Source organism: Streptomyces sp. NPDC005774 (assembly GCF_042871645.1).
Taxonomy (GTDB): domain Bacteria; phylum Actinomycetota; class Actinomycetes; order Streptomycetales; family Streptomycetaceae; genus Streptomyces; species Streptomyces pratens.
In genome coordinates this window covers 148574-167893 of record NZ_JBIAIV010000014.1, presented here as the reverse complement: position 1 = coordinate 167893, position 19320 = coordinate 148574, and the positions used below count along the sequence as shown (strand labels likewise).

14 protein-coding genes and 1 pseudogene are annotated in these 19320 nt (G+C 70.6%); 9 read left to right on the top strand and 6 right to left on the bottom strand.

Annotated elements, in window-relative coordinates:
* Positions 1–7 precede the first annotated feature (7 nt).
* Positions 8–3133: an efflux RND transporter permease subunit gene (locus ACFYQA_RS15985; protein ID WP_388917225.1), complete on the top strand. Its 3126-nt coding sequence runs from the start codon at positions 8–10 to the stop codon at positions 3131–3133.
* A 63-nt stretch (positions 3134–3196) separates the two neighbouring features.
* Here ACFYQA_RS15985 and ACFYQA_RS15980 read toward each other — a convergent pair.
* A pseudogene (locus ACFYQA_RS15980) lies at positions 3197–3393 on the bottom strand (DUF397 domain-containing protein).
* A 470-nt stretch (positions 3394–3863) separates the two neighbouring features.
* Between ACFYQA_RS15980 and ACFYQA_RS15975 the strand changes: the two are divergent.
* Complete coding sequence (locus ACFYQA_RS15975; protein WP_388917222.1) at positions 3864–5147, top strand: M48 family metallopeptidase; 1284 nt, start codon at positions 3864–3866, stop codon at positions 5145–5147.
* 323 nt (positions 5148–5470) lie between these two features.
* On the opposite strand, the gene nadA is transcribed toward ACFYQA_RS15975, so the two are convergent.
* Positions 5471–6655, bottom strand: coding sequence for a quinolinate synthase NadA (gene nadA / locus ACFYQA_RS15970; RefSeq protein WP_332426866.1), 1185 nt, complete (start codon positions 6653–6655; stop codon positions 5471–5473).
* Positions 6656–7036: 381 nt separating this feature from the next.
* Here nadA and ACFYQA_RS15965 point away from each other — a divergent pair, with 381 nt between their 5' ends.
* Positions 7037–7393: a HesB/IscA family protein gene (locus ACFYQA_RS15965; protein WP_388917219.1), complete on the top strand. Its 357-nt coding sequence runs from the start codon at positions 7037–7039 to the stop codon at positions 7391–7393.
* A 114-nt stretch (positions 7394–7507) separates the two neighbouring features.
* On the opposite strand, the gene ACFYQA_RS15960 is transcribed toward ACFYQA_RS15965, so the two are convergent.
* Complete coding sequence (locus tag ACFYQA_RS15960; RefSeq protein ID WP_388917216.1) at positions 7508–9946, bottom strand: hypothetical protein; 2439 nt, start codon at positions 9944–9946, stop codon at positions 7508–7510.
* A 165-nt stretch (positions 9947–10111) separates the two neighbouring features.
* Complete coding sequence (locus ACFYQA_RS15955) at positions 10112–10321, bottom strand: hypothetical protein (protein ID WP_388917213.1); 210 nt, start codon at positions 10319–10321, stop codon at positions 10112–10114.
* 130 nt (positions 10322–10451) lie between these two features.
* On the opposite strand from ACFYQA_RS15955, the gene ACFYQA_RS15950 reads away from it, so the two are divergent.
* On the top strand, positions 10452–11426 hold the full coding sequence (locus ACFYQA_RS15950) for a carbohydrate kinase family protein (protein ID WP_386400858.1): 975 nt from the start codon (positions 10452–10454) through the stop codon (positions 11424–11426).
* A 290-nt stretch (positions 11427–11716) separates the two neighbouring features.
* Here ACFYQA_RS15950 and ACFYQA_RS15945 read toward each other — a convergent pair whose 3' ends face one another.
* Positions 11717–13192 carry a cysteine desulfurase/sulfurtransferase TusA family protein gene (locus tag ACFYQA_RS15945; RefSeq protein ID WP_388917210.1) on the bottom strand — a complete coding sequence of 492 codons (1476 nt, stop codon included), beginning with the start codon at positions 13190–13192 and terminating at the stop codon, positions 11717–11719.
* A 353-nt stretch (positions 13193–13545) separates the two neighbouring features.
* On the opposite strand from ACFYQA_RS15945, the gene coxB reads away from it, so the two are divergent.
* From coxB to ACFYQA_RS15925, 4 genes are all read left to right on the top strand, one after another.
* Positions 13546–14505 (top strand): cytochrome c oxidase subunit II, encoded by a 960-nt coding sequence (gene coxB, locus ACFYQA_RS15940; RefSeq protein WP_388917207.1) that lies wholly within the window; start codon positions 13546–13548, stop codon positions 14503–14505.
* Positions 14502–16238 carry a cytochrome c oxidase subunit I gene (gene ctaD / locus ACFYQA_RS15935; RefSeq protein WP_388917204.1) on the top strand — a complete coding sequence of 579 codons (1737 nt, stop codon included), beginning with the start codon at positions 14502–14504 and terminating at the stop codon, positions 16236–16238. The genes coxB and ctaD overlap by 4 nt, the downstream gene beginning before the upstream one ends.
* Positions 16235–16633 (top strand): cytochrome c oxidase subunit 4, encoded by a 399-nt coding sequence (locus tag ACFYQA_RS15930; protein ID WP_388917201.1) that lies wholly within the window; start codon positions 16235–16237, stop codon positions 16631–16633. Before ctaD ends, ACFYQA_RS15930 begins: the two co-directional genes overlap by 4 nt.
* 147 nt (positions 16634–16780) lie before the next feature.
* Complete coding sequence (locus tag ACFYQA_RS15925) at positions 16781–18052, top strand: Ig-like domain-containing protein (protein ID WP_388917198.1); 1272 nt, start codon at positions 16781–16783, stop codon at positions 18050–18052.
* Between the two features lie 15 nt (positions 18053–18067).
* On the opposite strand, the gene ACFYQA_RS15920 is transcribed toward ACFYQA_RS15925, so the two are convergent.
* Complete coding sequence (locus ACFYQA_RS15920; RefSeq protein ID WP_388917195.1) at positions 18068–18469, bottom strand: hypothetical protein; 402 nt, start codon at positions 18467–18469, stop codon at positions 18068–18070.
* A 201-nt stretch (positions 18470–18670) separates the two neighbouring features.
* Between ACFYQA_RS15920 and ACFYQA_RS15915 the strand changes: the two genes are divergently transcribed.
* Positions 18671–19282, top strand: coding sequence for a heme-copper oxidase subunit III (locus tag ACFYQA_RS15915; protein ID WP_388917193.1), 612 nt, complete (start codon positions 18671–18673; stop codon positions 19280–19282).
* Positions 19283–19320: the final 38 nt, after the last annotated feature.

The window sequence follows — 19320 nt, the reverse complement described above, 5'->3', positions numbered from 1 at the left end:
GTAACCCATGTCCTGGCTGGCCAGATTCAGCCTCGCGCAACGCGCCCTGATCGGACTCATGTCGATCATCGCGCTCGTGTTCGGGGCGATCGCGATACCTCAGCTCAAGCAGCAGCTGCTGCCGACCATCGAACTGCCCATGATCTCCGTGATCGCCCCCTATCAGGGCGCGTCCCCGGACGTGGTGGAGAAGCAGGTCGTCGAGCCCATCGAGGCCCACCTGGAGGCCGTCGACGGCATCTCCGGTGTCACCTCGAAGGCCAGCGAGGGCAACGCCGTGATCATGGCGTCCTTCGACTTCGGCAACGACACCAAGCAGCTCGTCGCCGACGTCCAGCAGGCCGTCAACCGGGCCCGCGCGATGCTGCCCGACGGCGTGGACCCGCAGGTCGTCGCCGGCTCCACCGACGACATCCCGACCGTGGTCCTCGCCGTCACCTCCGACAAGGACCAGCAGGCCCTCGCCGACCAGCTCGACCGGACCGTGGTCACCGAGCTGGAGGCCATCGACGGCGTCGGCCAGGTCACCGTGGACGGCGTACGGGACCTCCAGGTCACCGTCACCCCCGACGGCGCGAAGCTCGCCGACGCCGGCCTCACGACGCAGGCGCTCATGCAGGCCCTCCAGGCGGGCGGCGCGACCGTCCCGGCCGGTTCCTTCGACGAGGACGGCGCCAACCGCACCGTCCAGGTGGGCGGCGGCTACACCTCGCTCGAGCAGATCGAGGACCTGATGGTCACCGGCGAGCCCGGCAAGGGCAAGCCGGTCCGGCTCGGCTCCGTGGCCGAGGTGGAGCAGCAGGAGGCCAAGGCCGACTCCCTCACCCGCACCAACGGCGAGCCCAGCCTCGCCGTGGTGGTCACCATGGACCACGACGGCAGCGCCGTCGCGATCTCGGACGCCGTCGACGAGAAGCTGCCCGAGCTGCGCGAGGCACTCGGCGCGGGCGCCGACCTCACCGTCGTCAGCGACCAGGGCCCGGCCGTCGCCAAGGCCATCGAGGGCCTGACCGTCGAGGGCGCGCTCGGCCTGGTCTTCGCGGTCCTGGTGATCCTGGTCTTCCTGGCCTCGATCCGCTCGACCCTGGTCACCGCGGTGTCCATCCCGCTTTCCATCGTGCTCGCGCTGATCGTGCTGTGGACGCGCGACCTGTCGCTGAACATGCTGACCCTGGGCGCGCTGACCATCGCGATCGGCCGGGTCGTCGACGACTCCATCGTCGTCCTGGAGAACATCAAGCGGCACCTCGGCTACGGCGAGGAGCGCCGCGAGGCGATCCTGGTCGCCGTCCGCGAGGTGGCCGGCGCGGTGACCTCCGCGACGCTGACCACCGTCGCTGTCTTCCTGCCGATCGGCCTGGTCGGCGGCATGGTCGGGGAGCTGTTCGGCTCCTTCAGCCTCACCGTCACCGCGGCGCTGCTCGCCTCCCTGCTGGTGTCGCTGACGGTCGTCCCCGTCCTGTCGTACTGGTTCCTGCGTCCCCCGAAGGGCACCCCCGAGGACGCCGAGGAAGCCCGCCGACTGGCCGAGGAGAAGGAGGCGAAGAGCCGCCTCCAGCGCGTCTACGTCTCCGTCCTGGGCTTCGCCACCCGGCGCAGGCTGGCCAGCCTCGGCATCGCCGCCGTCGTCCTGATCGGCACGCTCGGCATGGCGCCGCTGCTCAAGACCAACTTCTTCGACCAGGGCGAGCAGCCGGTCCTCACGGTCCGTCAGGAGCTGGAGCCCGGCGCCAGCCTCACGGCGACCGACGCGCAGGCCGAGAAGGTCGAGAAGCTGCTCGGCGACACCAAGGGCGTCAAGGACCACCAGGTCACCATCGGCTCGTCCGGCTTCATGGCCGCCTTCGGCGGCGGTACGGACAGCAACCAGGCCACCTACCAGGTCATGCTGGAGGACTCCGCGTCCTCCGCCGACGTGCAGAAGCGCATCGAGAAGGGCCTCGGCGAACTCGACGGCATCGGCACCACCACCATCGCGGGCGGTGACGGATTCGGCAGCCAGGACCTGAGCGTCGTCGTCAAGGCGGCCGACGCGCAGGTGCTGCGCAAGGCGGCCGACCAGGTCCAGAAGGCCGTGGCCTCGCTGGACGACGTCACGGACGTCACCAGCGACCTGTCGCAGAGCGTGCCGCGGATCTCCGTCGAGGCCACCTCCCGTGCCGCGGCGGCCGGGTTCAACGACCAGACGCTCGGCGCGGCCGTCGCCCAGGCGGTCCGGGGCACCCCGGCCGCCAAGGTGGTCCTCGACGACACCGAGCGGGACGTCGTCATCCGGTCGGCCGAGCCCGCCACCACCCTGGCCGAGCTGAAGAAGCTGCCCCTGGGCCCGGTGGAGCTGGGCGACATCGCCACCGTCGAGCTGGTGGACGGCCCGGTGTCCATGACCCGGATCGACGGCCAGCGCTCCGCCACCGTCACCGCCCGGCCGACCGGTGACAACACCGGCGCGGTCAGCGCGGAGCTCCAGACGAAGATCAACACGCTCTCCCTCCCGGCGGGCGCGACGGCGGAGATCGGCGGCGTGTCCGCGGACCAGGACGAGGCGTTCGTCAACCTGGGCCTGGCGATGCTCGCGGCGATCGCGATCATCTTCATGCTGCTGGTCGGCACCTTCCGTTCGCTCGCCCAGCCGCTGATCCTGCTGGTGTCCATCCCGTTCGCGGCGACGGGCGCGATCGGACTGCTGATCGTCACGGGCACCCCGATGGGCGTCCCGGCGATGATCGGCATGCTGATGCTGATCGGCATCGTGGTCACCAACGCGATCGTGCTGATCGACCTGATCAACCAGTACCGCGCCCAGGGCTACGGAGTCGTCGAGGCCGTGATGGAGGGCGGCCGGCACCGGCTGCGCCCGATCCTGATGACGGCCCTGGCGACGATCTTCGCCCTGCTCCCGATGGCGCTCGGCGTCACCGGCGAGGGCGGCTTCATCGCGCAGCCGCTGGCCGTGGTGGTGATCGGCGGTCTGATCACGTCGACGCTGCTGACCCTGCTCCTGGTGCCGACCCTCTACGCGATGCTGGAGCTCCGCAAGGAGCGGCGCGCGAAGAAGAAGGCCCTGAAGAAGGGCACGGCGGCCGAGGAGCCGGAGACGTCGGAGAAGTCCGACCCGGAGCCGGCCCAGGCCTGACGGCCATCAGTACGACGAAGGGGCGCCCCGTGAACTCACGGTGCGCCCCTTCTGTATGCGTGCTTACGCCCTGAGCGAGTTGACGAAGACGTCCCAGGCGGCGGATGGGACGACTATGACGGGGCCGTGGGGGGTCTTGCTGTCGCGCACGGGGACGATGCCGGGGAAGTCCCCTGTGATCTCGATGCATTCGCCCCCGTGGCGTTGCTGTAGCTGCTTCGGTGCCGGCGGGCAGAGATCGGCTCGGGGCTGTGTCGCATGGCTTGTAGTCCTCCATCGCCTGTCGGATCAGCTCCACCGAGGCGGCCGGCGAGAGGGCCTTGGCGCGGAGCGCTTCGTAGTGCCGTCGCCACTTCTTTACCGAGTCCCGGTCCTCGTAGAGGGGCCCGACCTCGATCAAGAACGGCGACACCGTCACCGGCGACACCGGGACGGCCTCGCGGCGAGCCTGGGGCGACGACCTGGAACACACCCACGGTCTGCATCCCCGAGCTGTGCAGTGGCCGGGGTTGAGGTGGGTCGCCGGCCGAAGGGGAGCGGGTGGAGCGGGTGGAGCGGACGATCGGGATCCCGATACCGCACCAGCGACCGGCACGGGGCCACGAGCCCCACCCTCTCCGAGTACCCGCCGGGGCCCGAGGCTTTACGCGATCGTGCCTACGTGGTCAGCTTCGGCCTGTCATGGACAGGCAGCCTTTGGAAGGCTGTGGGGGAAGGGAAGAGCGCGCCGATGCGCAGCGCCACAGAAGGAACGACTCGACCGTGCCCGCAGTGCGGGACCGAGATCCGTGCGGACATCCGGTTCATCACCTGGTGCGCCGTATGCGACTGGAACGTCGATCCGGCAAGGCCGGAGGAGAAGCAGGAACGGCTGGAGAGGGTGCGGCGCACCCTTGCCCGTCGGCACGGCGAGAAGCTGCTCGCCGAGGTGACCACCGGTAGAAGGCTGAGCCCGAGGCGGGACACCCCTGCGCTCTTCGCCTACGCGATTGCGCTTGGCGTCCACAGCGTGACCCTGGCCTTGGTGGCGGTCGGGATCTGGTGTGTCGTGAGCGGATGGGGCGGTGCCGGGATGGTGCTGGGCCTGTTCCTCCTGGCGCTTGCGTGGCCGCTCAGGCCGCGGCTGCCCGGACTGCCCGAGGACGGGCCACTACTGCACCGTGCCGAGGCGCCCGAGCTGTACGCGCTGATCGACGAGGTCGCCCGCGTGGCCGGCACCCGTGGTGTGGACATGATCGCTGTCGACGCCGAGGTCAATGCGGCCGTGACGACCTACGGCGTGCGCGGTCGTCGTCTGCTGATGCTGGGGCTTCCCCTGTGGGAGATCCTTACGCCGCAGCAGCGGATCGCGCTGCTGGGCCATGAGCTCGGCCACTACAGCAACGGGGACACCCGCCACGGGCTGGTCGTTGCGACCGCGTACCGTTCGCTGACCACGTGGCGCTACTACTTCACCCCCATCGCGGACCCGACTCCCGGCGAGATGGTCGTCAACCTGGCTTACGTCGTGCCGTACTCGCTGCTCCAGGGCGTGCTGATGCTGCTCGATCAGCTGACGCTGCGCGCCACTCAGCGCGCCGAGTACCTCGCCGACTCCGTGGCCGCCCGTGCCGGCTCCACCAAGGCGGCCGTGGGGTTCATGGACCGGCTCCTCATCGCGGACTCGACCGCCGTAACCCTGCGGATCGAGGCCAACAAGACCCGGGCCGCACGGCGCGGCACCAGGCAGATCGAGGGCCGGGGGGACGAACTGTGGGAGTACCTCGCCGCGCGCATGGCTTCGGTTCCGGAGTACGAGTACGAGCGTCAGCGGCGTGTCGGCGTCCTGAGGGGGCACAGCGTCGACTCGACCCATCCGCCGACGCATCTGCGGCGGGAGTGCCTGCTCGCCGCTGAGGTCGCGCCTGCGGCCGTGGTGGCGGACGCCGACCGGGAACGCCGGATCGCCGCAGAACTCGCCGACGCGCGCAGCACGGTGGCACGAAAGGTCATCCGGGACGGTTTCGGCGATTAGGACCGTCGGGCGGGTCGCAGCCGAGCAGGCCGGCGAGCCCGGCGGGGCGCGCGGCGGCCAGGACGCGGCGGATGGTGCCGGTCGAGGGAACGCGCCGCACCCGAAACGCGCCGACGGCGCGCACGCCGAGACGGGCGAGCGTGTCGTGCGGCGTGTCGAGGTTTCGGTGTGAGTCCGGTCCGGGGAGTCTTCCTCGGACCGAGCGCGACGTCATCGGCAGAAAGGCCCCGGAGGTTCCGAACAGGGACCCGGCACGGGTGCTCTGCAAGGAATCTTCCGGGGCCTTCACGCGGGGGAGTCCCTCGTGTCGGGGAACGGCCCGGTTACGGCAGGGCCAGCATGCGCTCCAGGGCCAGCTTGGCGAACTGCTCGGTCTCCTTGTCCACCTCGATGCGGTTGACCAGGTTGCCCTCGGCGAGGGACTCCAGGGTCCAGACCAGGTGGGGGAGGTCGATGCGGTTCATGGTGGAGCAGAAGCAGACCGTCTTGTCGAGGAAGACGACCTCCTTGCCCTCGGGAGCGAAACGGTTCGCCAGCCGGCGCACCAGGTTCAGCTCCGTGCCGATGGCCCACTTGGAGCCGGCCGGGGCGGCCTCCAGCGCCTTGATGATGTACTCGGTCGACCCGACGTAGTCCGCCGCGGCCACGACCTCGTGCCGGCACTCGGGGTGGACCAGGACGTTCACACCCGGGATGCGCTCGCGCACGTCGTTGACCGAGTCCAGGCTGAAGCGGCCGTGCACCGAGCAGTGGCCCCGCCACAGGATCATCTTCGCGTCCCGCAGCTCCTGCGCCGTCAGCCCGCCGTTCGGCTTGTGCGGGTTGTAGAGGACGCAGTCCTCCAGGGACATCCCCAGGTCCCGCACCGCGGTGTTGCGGCCGAGGTGCTGGTCGGGGAGGAAGAGGACCTGCTCGCCCTGTTCGAAGGCCCAGTCGAGGGCGCGCTTCGCGTTGGAGGAGGTGCAGATGGTGCCGCCGTGCTTGCCGGTGAAGGCCTTGATGTCGGCGGAGGAGTTCATGTACGAGACGGGCACGACCCGGTCGGATATCCCGGCCTCGGTCAGCACGTCCCAGCACTCCGCGACCTGCTCGGCGGTGGCCATGTCGGCCATGGAGCAGCCGGCCGCGAGGTCCGGCAGGACGACCTTCTGGTCGTCGCCGGTGAGGATGTCCGCCGACTCGGCCATGAAGTGCACACCGCAGAACACGATGTACTCGGCCTGCGGGCGCGCGGCGGCGTCCTTGGCCAGCTTGAACGAGTCGCCCGTGACGTCGGCGAACTGGATGACCTCGTCGCGCTGGTAGTGGTGGCCGAGCACGAAGACCTTGTCCCCGAGCTTCTCCTTGGCGGCGCGGGCGCGTTCCACCAGGTCCGGGTCGGACGGCGAGGGGAGGTCTCCGGGACACTCCACACCGCGCTCGCTCCTCGGGTCGGCCTCCCGGCCGAGGAGCAGCAGGGCGAGGGGCGACGGCTGGACGTCGAGCTCCTGGGTCTGGGCGGTGGTCACGACACGCACCCTTTCTGTTCTGCGGCTCGCCGGGTCCGTATGGAGCGGACCCGGCGGGACAAGCGGGACACCGGTTCGACTTCTCGTCGAATTGACGCTATCTATCATATCCGGCTCGCGTCAGTTTGACGACGGCCATAGCGTCCATGTGACGTGAATCCCGGTGGAGGCCCGTTCATTCCCGGCCGGACCTCGGCGGTTCCGGAGCGGTTTCCGGTGCGTGTCCGGAAGGGGGCCGGATGGACCGTTTTCCGCTCGCCGGGGCGTGTGCGAGCATGAAGACGGAGCCGAGAGAACACGTTCCCGGCCCGGAATGAATCCGCGGCCCCGCCGGTTGCAACCGTCGGCAAGCAGTCTCCGTACAACCCGGGAGAGATGTAGATGTCCGTATCGGACGAGACCACCACCGTCACCGACGGCATCCTCGTGACCGAAGCCGCCTCGGCCAAGGTCAAGGCGCTGCTCGACCAGGAAGGCCGTGACGACCTCGCCCTGCGCGTCGCCGTCCAGCCCGGCGGCTGCTCCGGCCTGCGCTACCAGCTCTTCTTCGACGAGCGTTCCCTCGACGGCGACGTGGAGAAGGACTTCGACGGCGTGAAGGTCGTCACCGACCGGATGAGCGCCCCGTACCTGGGCGGCGCCACCATCGACTTCGTCGACACCATCGAGAAGCAGGGCTTCACCATCGACAACCCGAACGCCACGGGCTCCTGCGCCTGCGGCGACTCCTTCAGCTGATTCGCCGAGCAGGCTCCACCGCCGCTCCGGGGCTCCTCCCGGGCGGCACGGCGCACCACGAAGGCGGCGGTCCCGTTCGTACGGGGCCGCCGCCTTCGTGCTTTCGGATTCCCGTCACCGCTCCGAAGGCGGCGCGGGCAGCCGCGCGCCGTCCTTGTGCAGCGGCACCGGCTCGCCGTCGGCGTCCACCACCTCGCGGCCGCCCAGCGGCGCGTCGAGCCGCACCGTCTGCTGGTACTGCTTGGCGATCAGGATGCAGACCTTGTCCGGCCAAGGCGTCTCGGTCACGGTGACCGTCACCCGGTCGCCGCTCTCGTCCGCCGTCGCCTCGTAGTCGGCGCACACCCCGCCGGTGAAGGTCACCGTCAGCTCGCCGCCCTCGGCGGTGTAGCCCTCGACGGCGACCTCGCGTGCGGCCGGTGCCGAGGTCGGCCGGTCACCGTCCCCCGGCTTCACCGGCTGCGTGCCGGTCTCCCCGGACCGTGCCCGCGGGGCGAGGTACTCCGGCTCGACCGCCGGGTACGTGACCGTGCCGCCGTCCTGCGACTTCGCCGGCCGCACCTCGAACAGCCAGGACGGTACGAGCGCCTGCTGCCCGTCCACCGAGTGCGCGGCCAGCCCGAACACCGCCTTCTCCACGGTGACCGTGTCCTCGGCGGGCAGGGTCGTCACCGTGGCGCACGGCTCCTGCTGCCCCTGCCGGTCGTCGCCCTCCAGCGGTACGGGAGTGGCGCAGCCGCCGATCTCCGCGCGGCCGCCGCCACCCGGCGCCGTGTTCAGCAGTTCCAGCGCATCCTCGGCGCCCATCACGGGGTACGTGTCCGCCTTCACCGGCACCGACAGCCGGCCGCTGCCGCCGACCACCTCACCGCCGGCGCCGACGACCACCCCGGTCGTCCAGCCGTACGTCGGCAGCCCGCCGACCACGGGTTCCGCGTTCACCACCCGCTTGACGCCCAGCGTCTGGCCGGCGTCGAGCTTCGCGTCGTCCTGGCCCAGTGCCTTCAGCACGGGCGCGGCGGCCTTCTTCGCGGCCTCCTCACCCACCGCGGGGACGTCACCGGCCGACGGGGCCTTGCAGGTCCCGTCCTTGCCCGTGCAGGCGTCGGGGCCCGGCGTGTACCGGTTGAACGTCCACGTGCCGGGGGTGCTGCGGTCCACCCGCAGCGTGGGCCCGCTGCCGTCCTTGCCGCCGATCCGCCAGGCATCGCCCTCCGCCACCGGCTTCCCGTCGACCCCGAGCGCCTCCGCGAGACCGGTCACCTGCGCCTCGGTGATCTGCCCCCGGGCGCGGTACACCGGCGCCGAGCCGGGCCCCTCGGGGAGCGGGCCGTCGGCGCGGTAGGCGGCGCCGTACGGGTTGGGCTCACCCGGCGCGATGCCGTGCGCCCCGCCCTCGGCGTAGGCGTCGAGGGTGAGTGGCGGGGGAGTGCCGTCCCCGTTCACCCCCGGAGTCGTACCGCCACCCGACCCGCCGGCGGCACTGGCGGCGAGATACGCCCCACCGCCCCCGACCAGCAGCACCGCCGCGGCCACCGCCGCGACCAGCCCCGGCGACCGCCACCGCGCGGCTCCGCGTCCGTCACCGCCACCGTGCATGTCTGCGGGGGCCGCGGCGACACCGTGGCCCACACCGGTACGCCCCTCGTCCTCGTCCGGCACCGCACCGTCACCGGCGGCGGCCCCGGCCGAGGGCGCATCGGGCCCGGAAACCCCGGTGACCGCGGACTCGGCCTCCGGCTCCTCGGACGCCGTAGTCCCGTCCGGGCCCCGAGAGACCTCCGCGGACTCGCTCGCGGCGACCTGGCCGTCCTCGCCGCCGTCCGCCTCCGCGGCAGCGCTCCCGAGGGCTGCGGCATCCGGCGCCGGGGTTTTGGCACCGGTGGTCCGCGGTGCCTCGAGCTCCGCTCCGGGCGAGGTCGCGTCCGTGCTCTCCGACGCGGACGGCCCGTCGGCGCCGGTCTCCTGAGCCCGGGGCTCCGGTGCGTCCGCCTGCGGTGCCCGGGGTTCCGCACCGGGTGCGCGCGCGTCCACCGGCTTCGGCACCGACGGAGTGGTGGCGTCGGTGGGTGCGGAGCCGGCCTGCGCGTCCCCGGCGGACGGAGCCCCGGTCCCGGCGTCCCCGGCCGCAGGCTGCCCGCCCTGGGCACCGGGGGCAGGCGCGGAGTCACTCTTCGGCCTACGGTCCTCGGCGCCTTCCGCCGTCCCGCCGTCTGTCGCCCCGCCGTCCGCCGTGTCTCCGGTCTGCGGGGGGTCGGTGCGGGCTTCAGATGCCTCCAGGGACTCGCTCCCGGCTCCCGGGGCCTTCTCGGGTTCGCCGCCCGGCGGCCGGTCGCCGTCGGCCTCGGCGTTCCCGGTGTCCGCCCCCGGCGCCCCGGACTCGCCGGTCTCCGGAGCGGGCACCTCGGGGGAGGAGCCGGGGAAGGCGGCCCCCTCCGGGGACTGCGCGCCCTGCGGGGTGTCCGCACCGTCGGCCGAAGCGCCCCCGGTGTCGCGCGCGCTGCCGGGGGTCCGTCCCCCGGCGTCGTCGTTGTCGGGTCGCTCGGTGTTCACCGCATCGCTCCTTCGGCTGCACAGCTGTCCCTGAAGACCCTGCCCGGTCGCACCGGGACTGCTGACGGGTCGTATCCCGCATCCCCTTTACGGGGGACAGCGATGGGACGCAACGCAGGAGCGCACGGTTCCCCGGGCGCCGGTCCGGCCGCGGAAGAACCCGGCTCAGTCGCCGTACTCCGACATCTCGTCCAGCAGACGGGCCGAGGACGAGGGGACGGACACGCCGTGGATCAGGGACGGGGAGACCGGGCGGGCGACGTCCCGGTCCTGTGCCGTCCAGCGGGGAGCCATCCGGGCGCAGTCGCCGCGCAGCGACGCGAGGTCGCCGTCGAGGTCGGCCTGAGTGGGGGCGTGGACCTTGAGGTTCGTCATGTCGGCACCGTATGCATGCCGCAGGTCACGAAGAAAGATCTACTATCGGGTAGTTTTGCCGGGCTTCATCGGACGGCCCCCACCCGATAGCGTGGACTTTCAATCCCCCTCCCTCAGGAGAGTCCACGCCGTGCGCATCGCAGTCACCGGCTCCATCGCCACCGACCACCTCATGACGTTCCCCGGCCGCTTCTCCGACCAGCTCGTCGCGGACCAGTTGCACACGGTCTCGCTGTCCTTCCTGGTCGACAAGCTCGATGTACGCCGGGGCGGCGTGGGCGCGAACATCTCCTTCGGCATGGGGCAGCTCGGCACCCGGCCGATCCTCGTCGGCGCCGCCGGCTCCGACTTCGACGAGTACCGGGCCTGGCTGGAGCGGCACGGCGTCGACACCGCCTCCGTCCGCATCTCCGAGACGCTGCACACCGCACGCTTCGTGTGCACCACGGACGCCGACCACAACCAGATCGGCTCCTTCTACACGGGCGCGATGAGCGAGGCCCGGCTGATCGAGCTGAAGACCGTCGCGGACCGCGTGGGCGGCCTCGACCTGGTCCTCATCGGCGCCGACGACCCGGAGGGCATGCTCCGGCACACCGAGGAGTGCCGCGCCCGCAACGTTCCGTTCGCCGCCGACTTCTCCCAGCAGATCGCCCGGATGAACGGGGAGGAGATCCGGATACTGCTGGACGGGGCGACCTACCTCTTCTCCAACGAGTACGAGAAGGGGCTCATCGAGAGCAAGACCGGCTGGACCGACGCCGAGATCCTCGGCAAGGTCGGCCACCGCGTCACCACCCTCGGCTCCCGCGGCGTGCGCATCGAGCGCGCCGGAGAGGACCCCATCGAGGTCGGCTGCGCCCAGGAGGAGCGCAAGGCGGACCCGACCGGTGTGGGCGACGCCTTCCGCGCCGGGTTCCTGTCCGGACTGGCCTGGGGCGTCTCGCTGGAGCGTGCCGCGCAGGTGGGCTGCATGCTCGCCACCCTGGTCATCGAGACCGTCGGCACCCAGGAGTACCAGCTGCGCCGCGCCCACTTCATGGAGCGCTTCGCCCAGGCCTACGGCGACGAGCCCGCGGCCGAGGTGAAGAAGCACCTGGTCTGACGCACCGGCGGTCCACGAACCCCGAGGGCCCCGAGCCCCGGCTCCCGGGTCACCGGGGCATCGGGCTCCCGGGGCAACGGCTACCGGGTCACCCAGCCCCCGGTCCCGGGTTACCAGGTCACTGGCCCCCGGGCTACCGGATCACTGGCACCCGGCCACCGGCTACCGGGTCAACGGCCCTCGGCTACCGGCTACCGGGTCACTGGCTCCCGGCTCCCGGCTCCCGGGCCACCGGCCCCCGGGTCACCGGGGCACCGGCCCCGCGTCCCCGGGGCCCGGACCCCCGCCGTTCACGAGACCCGGCGGACCACGTAGGCCGAGCCCCGGTCCGCCGGCTCCTCACCCACGTACTCCTGCCCGCGCATCTCGCACCACGCCGGGATGTCCAGCCGGGCCGCCTCGTCGTCCGCGAGGACCCGTACGGTGCCGCCCACGGGCACGTCGCCGATCACCCGGGCCAGCTCGATCACCGGGACCGGGCACCGCCGGCCCAGCGCGTCCACGACCAGCGCGTCCCCGGCTGTTGACGCCCCGGCCGGAGTGCCCCCGGCCGGTGTATCCACGGCCGGGGCATCCACGGCCGACGCGCCGCTCTCCTCGACGCCCCGCTCCGCGCCCCGTACGCCCCCGGCCGGTACCGGTGCCCCCAGCTTCTCCCGTACCCCCGCCACCACCCCCGGCAGGACCGCCAGGAACCGCTCGACGTCCTCGGCAGGTGTCCCCGGCGGCAGCGAGACGCGGACGTTGCCCTCGCTCAGCACCCCCATCGCCCTCAGCACATGGCTCGGGGTGAGCGTGCTGCTCGTGCACGACGAACCGGACGACACGGAGAAGCCGGCGCCGTCCAGTTCGTGCAGCACCGTCTCCCCGTCGACGTAGAGACAGGAGAAGGTGACGATCCCCGGCAGCCGCCGCTCCGGATCGCCGGTCACCTCCACGTCCGGCACCAGCGCGGGCACCCGCGTCCGGATCCGCTCCGTCAGTTCCCGCAGCCGGGCCGCCTCCTCGGCGGCCTCGGCACGCACCGCCCGCAGCGAGGCCGCCGCGGCCACCACCGCCGGGATGTTCTCGAACCCGGCAGCCCGCCCCGACTCCCGTTCGTCCAGCGGCCCCCGGGGAGCGAACCGCACCCCCTTGCGCACCACGAGCAGCCCGACGCCCGACGGGCCGCCCCACTTGTGGGCGCTCGCCGTGAGCAGCGACCAGTCGCCCGCCACCGGCCCCCAGCCCAGCGACTGGGCCGCGTCCACCAGCAGCGGCACACCCGCCGCCCGGCACGCCTCGGCGACCTCGGCCACCGGCTGCACCGTCCCCACCTCGTGGTTGGCCGACTGGAGACAGGCCAGCGCGGTATCCGGCCGCAGCGACCCGGCGAAGGCGTCCGGAGTCACGGCCCCCGTGCGGCCCACCCCGACCTCGGTGACCGAACCGCCCAGGGCTTCGTGGACTTCAGCCGCATGGAGGACAGAAGAATGTTCGACCGCCGACACGATCAGGTGACGCCCGACGCGCCGCCGCCCGGCCAGCGCACCCTCGATCCCGGCATGCACCGCCCGGGTGCCGGACGGGGTGAACACCAGCTCGTCCGGGCGGCATTCCACCGCCTCCGCCGCCGCCTCGCGCGCCGCGTCCAGCAGCAGCCGGGCCCTCCTGCCCTCCCGGTACAGTCGAGCCGGATCGGCCCACCCGTCGTCCAGCGCGGCCAACAGGGCCTGACGGCCGACGGGATGGAGCGGAGCGGCGGACGCGGCGTCGAAGTAGGCCATACGGCAACGGTAAGCCGCGGGCCCGGCGGGAGAGGGCGTGGGGACGGAGGGGAACGGGAAGGGGAGGAGAACGGAGAGGTGGGGGCGCGAGCGCCCCGGAACCCTTCGTGCCTGCCGTGCCCGGCCGTTGCCACCGCACAAGCCGCACTCCCGGCCATTGAACGCGCCTTCCCACCCCTTCGGGGTGACGGGCGGCGCGTATGCCCCCCTCCCCGCGACCCCCCGGAAGGCGTCGGCTAGGGTTTGGTCCGCATAAACATCCAAACCCCTGCCCGACGCAGGGCGGCGACCGACCAGCGAGAAGGCCAGGCCGCAGCCGTACAGCGCGGGCGAGACTCTCGGGAAGGCGCTACGTGAGTCCCAACGGCTCCGACCGCTCGCCGCGGCGCCCGACGCGGCGGAAGCTGCTGCAGGCACTGACTGCGGGCCTGGTCCTGGCAACCGCCACCGGTTGCACATGGGAGGACTTCCCCCGCCTTGGTATGCCCACCCCCACGTCAGAGGGGGCTGAGGTAGTCCTCTCCCTGTGGCAGGGATCCTGGGCCGCCGCGCTCGCCATCGGCGCGCTGGTGTGGGGCCTGATCCTGTGGAGTGCTTTCTTCCACCGGCGCAGCCGCACCAAGGTCGAGGTACCTCCGCAGACCCGCTACAACATGCCCATCGAGGCGTTGTACACCGTGGTTCCGCTCATCATCGTTTCGGTCTTCTTCTACTTCACGGCCCGGGACGAGTCCGAGCTGATGAAGCTCGATCCGAAGCCGGACGTCACCGTGAACGTCGTCGGCTTCCAGTGGAGCTGGTGCTTCAACTACATCGAGAACGTCGAGGGTTCCACCGGCGACGCCAAGACCGACAAGGCGCTCGAGGCGGTGCCGGACCTTTACAAGAAGGCCTTCCCGGCCGACGCCGGCGGTGTCAACGACTGCGGTACCCCCTCGACGCGGAACCCGCAGACCAACAACCCGGGCCCCACCCTGTGGCTGCCCGAGGGCAAGCGGGTCCGCTTCGTCCTGACCTCGCGGGACGTCATCCACTCCTTCTGGGTGGTGCCGTTCCTGATGAAGCAGGACGTCATCCCGGGTCACCCCAACGCCTTCGAGGTGGTCCCCAACCGTGAGGGCACCTTCCTCGGCAAGTGCGCCGAGCTCTGCGGCGTGGACCACGCCCGGATGCTGTTCAACGTGAAGGTCGTCTCCCCCGAGCGCTACGAGCAGCACCTCAAGGAGCTCGCGGAGAAGGGACAGACCGGTTACGTTCCCGCCGGCATCGACCAGACGAGCCACGAGAAGAACCGGGAGGCGAACATCCTGTGAGCATCCTCAATGAACCCCGGGGTGCCGCAGCGACTGTGGACTCCTACGAGGGCGAGCAGCCGGTCCGGCGCAAGCAGCCCGGCAATGTGATCGTCAAGTGGCTCACCAGCACCGATCACAAGACGATCGGCACCATGTACCTGGCGTCGTCGTTCGCGTTCTTCTGCATCGGTGGCGTGATGGCGCTCGTCATGCGCGCCGAGCTGGCCCGGCCGGGTCTGCAGATCATGTCGAACGAGCAGTTCAACCAGGCGTTCACGATGCACGGCACGGTCATGCTGCTGATGTTCGCGACGCCCTTGTTCTCCGGTTTCGCGAACTGGATCATGCCGCTCCAGATCGGTGCGCCCGACGTCGCCTTCCCGCGGCTGAACATGTTCGCCTACTGGCTGTTCACGTTCGGCTCGCTGATCGCGCTCGGCGGCTTCCTCACCCCGGACGGGGCCGCCAGCTTCGGCTGGACCGCCTACTCCCCGCTGACGGACGTCGTCCGCTCGCCGGGGCTCGGCGGTGACATGTGGATCATGGGCCTGACCCTCTCCGGCTTCGGCACGATCCTCGGTGCGGTCAACTTCATCACCACGATCATCTGCATGCGGGCTCCCGGCATGACGATGTTCCGCATGCCGATCTTCACCTGGAACGTGCTGCTGACCGGTGTGCTGGTCCTGCTCGCCTTCCCGGTGCTCGCGGCGGCGCTCTTCGCGCTCGAGTACGACCGGAAGTTCGGCGGGCACATCTTCGACCCGGCCAACGGCGGGTCGCTGCTCTGGCAGCACCTGTTCTGGTTCTTCGGTCACCCCGAGGTGTACATCATCGCGCTGCCGTTCTTCGGCATCGTCTCCGAGATCATCCCGGTCTTCTCCCGCAAGCCGATCTTCGGCTACATGGGCCTGATCGGCGCGACCATCGCGATCGCGGGTCTGTCGGTGACCGTGTGGGCGCACCACATGTACGCCACGGGCGGTGTGCTGCTGCCGTTCTTCTCGTTCATGACCTTCCTGATCGCGATCCCGACCGGGGTGAAGTTCTTCAACTGGCTGGGCACCATGTGGAAGGGGTCGCTGAGCTTCGAGACACCGATGCTCTGGTCGGCGGGCTTCCTGGTGACCTTCCTCTTCGGTGGTCTGACGGGTGTCATCCTGGCCTCGCCGCCGCTGGACTTCCACGTCACGGACTCGTACTTCGTGGTGGCGCACTTCCACTACGTGGTGTTCGGCACCGTCGTCTTCGCGATGTTCGCCGGCTTCCACTTCTGGTGGCCGAAGTTCACCGGCAAGATGCTCGACGAGCGGCTCGGGAAGATCACCTTCTGGACGCTGTTCGCCGGCTTCCACGGCACGTTCCTGGTCCAGCACTGGCTGGGCGCCGAGGGCATGCCGCGCCGTTACTCGGACTACCTGGCGGCCGACGGCTTCACCGCGCTGAACACGGTCTCGACCATCGCGTCGTTCCTGCTCGGCATGTCGATGCTGCCGTTCTTCTACAACATCTGGAAGACGGCCAAGTACGGCAAGAAGATCGAGGTCGACGACCCGTGGGGTTACGGCCGTTCGCTCGAGTGGGCCACCTCCTGCCCGCCGCCGCGGCACAACTTCCTCAGCCTGCCGCGGATCCGCAGCGAGTCCCCGGCGTTCGACCTGCACCACCCGGAGATCGCCGCGCTCGACCAGCTCGAGAACACCGGTCACGGTGAGAAGGTCCTCTCCGGCGGCAAGGAGGCCGGCAAGTGAAGATCCAGGGCAAGATGTTCATCTGGCTGAGCGTCTTCCTGCTCGCCGTGGCGGTCGTCTACGGCGTGTGGTCGAAGGAGCCGGCCGGCACCACGGCCCTCTTCCTGGCCTTCGGCCTGAGCATCATGGTCGGCTTCTACCTGGGCTTCACCGCCCGGCGGGTCGACGTGGGTCCTCAGGACGACAAGGAGGCGGACGTCGCCGACGACGCCGGCGAGGTCGGGTTCTTCAGCCCGCACAGCTGGCAGCCGCTCGGTCTCGGTCTCGGTGCCGCGGTCGCCTTCCTGGCCATCGCCGTCGGCTGGTGGCTGATGTACTTCGCGGCACCGCTGATTGTGCTCAGCCTCTGGGGCTGGGTCTTCGAGTACTACCGCGGTGAGAACCGCACCCAGTAGTACGCGCCGGTAACACGGGCGACCCGCGCAGGGCCCGGACACTCCCTCAGGAGCGTCCGGGCCCTGCGTCGCGTCCGGCCGCACCGGGCGTCACTCGTTCGAGTGCTCCAGCGTGCCGCAGTTGATGAGGCTCCCTAGCGTGAGGTCATGAGACGTGCTCCCCGAAACCGCACTGTCGTCGGCTGTACGCTGCTGGTGATCGCCCTCGGTGCGGGCGTCACCGGCTGTTCCTCCGGCGGGGACCGGCTGTCCGCCGAGCCCTACGACGCCGCGGACCGGATCAGCTTCAGCGGTCCCTCCAAAGGGAAGAAGGCCGACCCGGACCTGCCCCTGGAGGTCGTGGCCGAGGACTCCGACGGGCGCATCACCGACGTCACGGCAGTGGACGCCGGGGGCCGCCACGTGGGGGGCGAACTCGCCGCCGACGGCAGCCGCTGGCACAGCACCTCCCCGCTCGCCGCCGACGCCGCCTACACGGTCCGGGTCAGCACCGAGGACGAGGACGGCGCGCGGGGCCGCGAGGTCCTCACCTTCACCACGGGCAAGCCCGCCACCAAGAGCAGCGGCGCCAAGAGCCTCGGCGTCACCTTCGGCCCCGGAACGGGCACCTACGGCGTCGGCCAGCCGCTCACCGCCGAGCTGAGCGCACCGGTCCACGACCCCGCCCAGCGCGCCGTCGTGGAGCGCGGCCTGAAGGTGTCCTCCACACCCGCGGTGGACGGCGCCTGGCACTGGGTGGACGACAAGTCGCTCCACTTCCGCCCGAAGGAGTACTGGCCCGAGAACGCCACGGTCAGGATGCGCAGCAACCTGGAGGACATCAGGATCGGCGACCGGCTGAGGGGCGGCAAGGCCGAACCGCTGACCCTCAGGACCGGCGACCGGGTCATAGCCGTCGTGGACGTCGCCGCGCACCAGATGACGGTCCACAAGAGCGGCGAGGAGATCAGGACGATCGCCGTCACCGCGGGCAAGCCCGGCTTCGAGACCCGCAACGGCGTCAAGGTCGTCCTCGCCAAGGAACGCCTCGTACGTATGCTCAGCACCAGCATCGGCATCGCCGAGGGCTCCTCCGAGTCGTACGACATGCCCGTCCACTTCGCCACCAGGGTGACCTGGAGCGGCGAGTACGTGCATGCCGCCCCCTGGTCCGTCGGCTCCCAGGGCTACGACAACGTCAGCCACGGCTGCGTCGGCATGAGCACCGACGACGCCGAGTGGTTCTTCGACACGTTCCACCAGGGCGACCTCGTCGAGGTCGCGAACTCGGGCGGCACCACCATGGAGCCGTTCGGCAACGGCTTCGGCGACTGGAACCTCACCTGGGCCCAATGGCGCGCGGGCAGCGCCCTGGCGGGAGACACCGGAGCCGCCCCCGCCCCCGAGGAGCAGGCACGGCTGCGCCCCCGGCCGGCCTGATCCGCCGGAAAGGCCCTAAGCGTTCAGGGCGTGCTTTTGACGCAGCAGGGAGGCCAGGGCCGAGGCGAACTCCACCGGCTCCACCGGCAGCGTCACAGCGGCCTCCGCGCGGCTCCAGGTGGCCAGCCAGGCGTCCTGGGGCCGGCCGATGAGCAGCAGTACCGGTGGGCACTGGAAGATCTCGTCCTTGATCTGGCGGCACACGCCCATACCGCCCACCGGCGACGACTCGCCGTCCAGGACGCAGACGTCGATCCCGCCCCGCTCCAGCTCCTTGAGGACGGCCGGGAGGGTCGCGCACTCCAGGAACTCCACGACGGGCACGTCCGGGGCCGGCCGCCGGCCGGTGGCGAGTCGCACCTGCTCCCGGGTGCCTGCGTTGTCGCTGTAGACCAGCACCGTGGCGGTCGCCTGCATTGTTCCTCCACGCTCGTGAGGGGGCACGGCATCGTCCGGCACCAGTGGTGCCGATGGCGCGGATGCTACCCCTTCCGACAGCTTGTCAACACTGGTTCGGACACCACTTCGATGGGCCATCCGGGCAGTACACGACGGGCGAACACACCGAACGGCACCCCCCGGGGTGAGGGCGGGATAAGCGACCGACATAATGTCGGCGTGGCGACAGTAACGACAGTAGACACCGGGCACGCGCACCCATCGGTCAATCGACCGAACCTCACCAGCGTCGGAACCATCATCTGGTTGAGTTCCGAGCTGATGTTCTTCGCGGCCCTCTTCGCGATGTACTTCACCCTGCGATCGGTGACCGGACCCGACTTCTGGTCGGAGAAGGCCGACACGCTGAACTTCCCGTTCGCGTTGACGAACACCACGATCCTGGTGCTCTCCTCCCTCACCTGCCAGCTCGGCGTCTTCGCCGCCGAGCGCGGTGACGTGAAGAAGCTCCGGGCGTGGTTCACCGTCACGTTCATCATGGGCTCGGTCTTCATCGCCGGCCAGGTCATCGAGTACACCGAGCTGGTCAAGCACGAGGGGCTGTCCATCTCCTCGGACCCCTACGGCTCGGTCTTCTACCTGACCACCGGCTTCCACGGCCTGCACGTACTGGGAGGCCTTTTCGCCTTCCTGTTCGTCCTGGGCCGGACCTACGCGGCTCGGAGGTTCACCCACGACCAGGCGACGGCAGCCATCGTCGTGTCCTACTACTGGCATTTCGTCGATGTCGTCTGGATCGGCCTCTTCGCCACGATCTACATGATCAAGTAGGCGGATCCGAATCCGCGCGCTCGAAGAAGCGCACTCAC